Source organism: Aquabacterium sp. UBA2148 (genome assembly GCF_002328915.1).
GTDB classification, from domain to species: Bacteria; Pseudomonadota; Gammaproteobacteria; order Burkholderiales; family Burkholderiaceae_C; genus Aquabacterium; species Aquabacterium parvum.
Window position 1 is genome coordinate 1 of sequence record NZ_DCXA01000002.1, and the last position, 3,013, is coordinate 3,013.

Here is a 3,013-nt window from a genome sequence, read left to right on the forward strand (position 1 = left end):
AAACGGTATTGGGCCGTGCTCAAAGGCAGCGGCCCGCGGGTGGCGTCGAGCACGACGAAGTCGTTGCCCGCGCCGTGCATCTTGGTGAAACGCAGCTTCATGCAGGCGATTATCCGCCTGTCGGCAAGCCCCTGCTGCGGTCGGCGCCGCGCCCGGGCTCCGTGCCCTGCGCGCGGCTCAGCTCAGGTGAAAGCGCTGCACCGTTTTCGACAGGTCGATGGCCTGCTGGCGCAGGCTGTCGGCCGCAGCGGCGGACTGCTCGACCAGGGCGGCGTTTTGCTGGGTCATGTGGTCGAGCTCGGTCACCGAGTTCGTCACCTGCCCGATGCCGCCCGATTGTTGGCGGGTTGCGTCGGCGATCTCGCCCATGGCGTGTGACACGCGCTGGATGGCGTCGACGATCTCGTTCATCACCGAGCCGGCTTCGCGCACCTTCTGCGAGCCCACTTCGACGCGGTCGGTGGACTGGCCGATCAGCGTCTTGATCTCGCGCGCGGCCTCGGCGCTGCGTTGCGCCAGCGAGCGCACCTCGCCCGCCACCACCGCGAAGCCGCGGCCTTGTTCGCCGGCTCGGGCTGCTTCCACGGCGGCGTTCAAGGCCAGGATGTTGGTCTGGAAGGCGATGCCGTCGATCACGCTGATGATGTCGTTGATCTTGCGCGAGGCTTCGCTGATGTCTTCCATGTGCTGCACCACGCTGGAGACCACCTCGCCGCCCACGACGGCGCGCTGGCTGGCCGTCGACGCCAGCTGGTTGGCCACGTTGGCCGAGTCGGCCGAGTGCTCCACCGTCTTGCTGAGCTCATCCATCGACGAGGCGGCGGCTTGCAGGTTCGAGGCGGTCTGCTCGGTGCGGTTGGACAGGTCCTGGTTGCCGGCGGCGATCTCGGTCGATGCGGTCAGCATGCTCTCGGACGAATCCCGCACCGAGGCCACCATGTCGCGCAGGCCGTCCTGCATGGTCTTCATGGACGTCATCAGGTGGGCGATTTCGTCCTGGCCATTGGGCCGGATCTCGCGCGTCAGGTCGCCATGGGCGATGGCCTGGGTGATCTCCTCGGCGCGCTTGAGCGGGCGGGTGATCGAGTAGATGGTCGCGCCCATCAACGGCAGGAACACGACGCCCGGCGACAACAGCAAGGCCCACAGCGACACGATGGTGGACTGCACCTCGCCTTCGACGGTTTGGCGGCGCGCGTCGGCGATGGCGGTGATGCTGGCGTTGAGTTGCGCGGCGATGGCTTCGGCCTGGTCGGCCTCCTGGCGGGCGCCTTCGGTCGACTGGTAGGCCTCGCCCGAGGTGCTCAAGGCGTTGCTGGAGATGAGGTCCAGGGTCGGGCGCAGGGCCTGGCTGTAGGCGGCCAGCTTTTGTTTCAAGCTGGTGGCGGCCTGGCGGATTTCATCGTTCGGGGCGGAGGCGATCAGGGCTTCGGTGGCCTTGCCGGTTTCGGCCAGTGCGCTCGCCCAGGCCTTGACGTGGCCTTCCACGGTGACCGAGTCCCCGGTGTTGATGACGGCGGCCTTTTCTTGCCCGCGCAGCTTGCTGAGGTTCAGCGCCAGGTCGGCCATGCGTTGGGTGGCCGTGAATTCTTCATGGGCAAAGCTGTCGAACTCGCCTTGCAGCGACATCAGCTTCCAGCTCATGCCGGCCCCCACGATGCTGCCGATGACGACGACCAGTGCCATGCAGGCGATCAGTCGCGAGCGGATGGAATAGCCGCGCAACCAGGTGATCCAGTTCATGTGCCCGAACTCCTCGAATGTTCACGGGGGCACCCTGGGTGGCGCGCCCCTCTCGCATGAGGTATCGGTCGGGTTTTGCGCCAACTTGAGCCGCTTGGGCTTGATCTGGATCACGTTGGCGACGCGATGGCGTCGCGGGGTGCGGCCTGGCGGCCCAGCTCAATACAGGCTGGGCAGGCCCTCGGGGCGGGTCTTGAAGCGCTTGTGCACCCACAGGTACTGCTCGGGCTGCAACAGGATCTGCTGCTCGATGAAGCGGTTCATGGCGGCCGTGTCGGCTTCGGCGTCGCGGGTGGGGAAGCCTTCGAGCGGAGGCAGGAACTTGACCTTCCAGCCACGGCCGCCCGGCAGGATCTCGGCGATGACGGGCTGCACCACCATGTCGAGCATGCGCGCCAGGCGAGAAGGCGCCATCAGCGTGGCCGCCGGCACACCGAAAAAGGGCACGAAGGTGGCGTCCTGCAGGCCGAAGTCCATGTCCGGCAGGTTGAAAAACCCCCGACCGGCTTTGACGGCTCGCAGCAGCGGCTTGATCGAGTCCTGGCGCGGGAAGATTTCGGCGTCGCCAAAGCGCAGGCGGCCCTGCTTCATGAGCCGGTCCATCAGCGGGTGGCTTTGTGCCTGGTAGATGGAGGCGCCGGGACGCGGCTGCTTGAGCAGGATGGCCGCGCCGGCCACGTCCAGGCCGACAAAGTGCGGGCACAGCCACATGGTGGCGCGCTGCTCCCGCTGCCACACGCGCTCGGCCAGGCCGATGTCGCCTTCGACCTCGATGAGGCGCCGGATGCGCGACTCGGGCGCCCACCACAGCACGGCGCGGTCGAGCAGGCTTTGCGTGAGCCACTGGAAGTGACGCTGGAGCAGGGCCTGGCGCTCGGCCAGGGGCATCTCCGGGAAACAGAGCTCGAGGTTGCGCAAGCCCACCTTGCGGCGTGAGCCGGCCAGGCGGTAGAGCAGGGCGCCCAGGCCGCGAGCGAAGGCGGCCAGCACCGGCAGGGGCAGCCACTGCAGCGTCCACAGCACGCCCAGGCCGAGCCGGATGGCGACTTCTTTTGGCAAGTTGCCGTCTTTGGTTGCCATCAGGCGGCTTTCTCGCTTTTTGTTGCCGACGTCAGGATTTCAGCGCGGGGGCCCTTGTAGCGGTTGTAACCCCACAGGTACTGCTCGGGTGCTTGCATGATCAGGTCTTCCATCAGCCGGTTGATGGCGGCTGCGGATTCTGCCGCATCGCCTGCGGCCAGGAGCGCTTCGGTCTGCGGGGCGACCCGGA

2 protein-coding genes and 2 pseudogenes are annotated in these 3,013 nt (G+C 67.2%); all 4 read right to left on the reverse strand.

The features are described 5' to 3' along the window. A pseudogene (locus tag B2W70_RS00020) lies at positions 1 to 101 on the reverse strand (diaminopimelate epimerase); the annotation flags it as partial. 76 nt (positions 102 to 177) lie between these two features. Then, positions 178 to 1,743, reverse strand: a complete 1,566-nt coding sequence (locus B2W70_RS00025) for a methyl-accepting chemotaxis protein (RefSeq protein ID WP_286741853.1) — start codon at positions 1,741 to 1,743, stop codon at positions 178 to 180. Positions 1,744 to 1,902: 159 nt separating this feature from the next. Continuing rightward, on the reverse strand, positions 1,903 to 2,823 hold the full coding sequence (locus tag B2W70_RS00030) for a lipid A biosynthesis acyltransferase (RefSeq protein ID WP_286741854.1): 921 nt from the start codon (positions 2,821 to 2,823) through the stop codon (positions 1,903 to 1,905). Next, positions 2,823 to 3,013: pseudogene (locus tag B2W70_RS00035) on the reverse strand (hypothetical protein); the annotation flags it as partial. The gene B2W70_RS00030 and the pseudogene B2W70_RS00035, both read right to left, overlap by 1 nt.

Excerpts from the sequence above, each read along its gene's own strand:
- B2W70_RS00030 (WP_286741854.1), bottom strand. The coding sequence starts at position 2,823 with ATGGCAACCAAAGACGGCAACTTGCCAAAAGAAGTCGCCATCCGGCTC.
- B2W70_RS00025 (WP_286741853.1), bottom strand. The coding sequence starts at position 1,743 with ATGAACTGGATCACCTGGTTGCGCGGCTATTCCATCCGCTCGCGACTG.